General features: G+C 35.7%; 2 protein-coding genes. Both read right to left on the bottom strand.

All coding sequences use genetic code 11. The features are described from left to right. Positions 1-314, bottom strand: a 314-nt coding sequence (locus tag AC1DSL_RS18050) for a methylated-DNA--[protein]-cysteine S-methyltransferase (protein ID WP_477533301.1), incomplete at its 3' end; no start/stop codon positions are given. Further along, the coding region (locus tag AC1DSL_RS18045) for an ATP-binding protein (protein ID WP_477533300.1) at positions 265-1559 on the bottom strand (1295 nt) is incomplete at its 5' end. The genes AC1DSL_RS18050 and AC1DSL_RS18045, both read right to left, overlap by 50 nt.

The raw sequence follows: 1559 nt of genomic DNA, 5'->3' as shown, positions 1-1559 counted from the left end.
GCTTTTGTATTGCCAATTCTATTTGCCAACTCTTGGTAACTGATTGTTTCTCCATAGGAAATACCAGGCAATTGACGCCACACACTCTGTTGAAATAAAGTTCCTCTTGCAGACAGTGGCAAATCAAATTGTATTCTCTCTCCCTGAAAATATTCGTTTAATTGCTTCTTTACATTTTTATACACTGATTCATCTTGCTGGATTGCTACCGTTTCCAAATGCATTAGTGGTTCATCAAAATAAATAGCTGTTAATTTTCCGTCATCAATTTGAAGATATAACTTCCCGATAGGACTTTCCAAAGCTTTTATCATGTACCGTATGTCCCCCTTTAGCCTCCAAATGATAAACTGGAAGGATAATATGAAAAGTAGTACCGTGAGTTAACTCACTCTCTACCTCTATACTTCCCCCATGATCTTCGATTGTTTGAATTGCATGGGCAAGTCCAAGCCCAGTCCCTTGTTCTTTCGATGTATAAAAAGGTAAAAAAATCTTCTGCATCTGCTCCTGAGTCATCCCCCCACCTTGATCTTTTACGGACACACAAACTTGCTTGTTATAACGCAAGGATTGAGTTATGGACACTTTCCCTCCATTGGGCATGACTTCCATTGAATTTTTTAAAACGTTCATAAATACTTTTTTTAATTCGTATGTGTCACCAAGAATCCAATCCGAGTCATTTTCACATGGTACCATTTCAAGTTCAATATTTTGTATGATACCTTGTGGGTGCATAAAATCAACTACTTGCGAAATGATGGAAGAGACAGAAATAAATTGAAATGATCGAGAAGGCGGTTTAGATAAAACTAAAAACTCATTGAGTATGGATTCCATTCTAATGAGTTCACTATTGATAATGTCTAGATATTCGTATCCTTGTTCACTTACTTGCGATGTTAGTAATTGTGTAAATCCTTTCAAAGAGGTCAAAGGATTTCGAATTTCATGCGCAATACTTGCAGCCATTTGACCGAGAGTCGATAACGAACGTGAGTGTTCAATTTGCTTTTTCAATTGAACATTTTCGGTATCATCACGAATGACCGTAACGTACATGTCCAAATTATTATTGAACGCAGATGTAAAATGATAAAACTTTGGTTCACCGATTGTATCTAGTTTAGATACACTCATTTCGGCAGAACCTTTTAGTGAAAGTGTTTTGAAAAATTGTTCGAAATCAGGTTTTGAATGAGGTAACAAGTCAAAAATGTTGTGTGCTTTTTTGCCTTTTAATTCATGTGGAGCTATGTCAAATAAGATTGTGGCTTTCTGATTGAAGTCAATAATGGTTCCTTCAGTGCTGGTCAAAATCATACCATGCGGAGCATATTTAAAGAGAAATTCATATTTCATTAAACCATCTACTATATTATGGCTTAGAATTTCGTGTGGGCGTTGTTTGAAGCGAATCAGATATTGGGATGATGAATGATTATAATTGCCCTGGACTTCGATAAATCTATTGCCTTTTTCATTATCCGTTAAGCATATTTGACATTTTGCATTATTTGAAAATGTCGCTTCCTTTAAAAAATTTCTCCAGGTTT

Source organism: Paenisporosarcina sp. P4_D4 (assembly GCF_056401835.1).
This window is presented reverse-complemented; position numbering and strand designations above follow the sequence as displayed.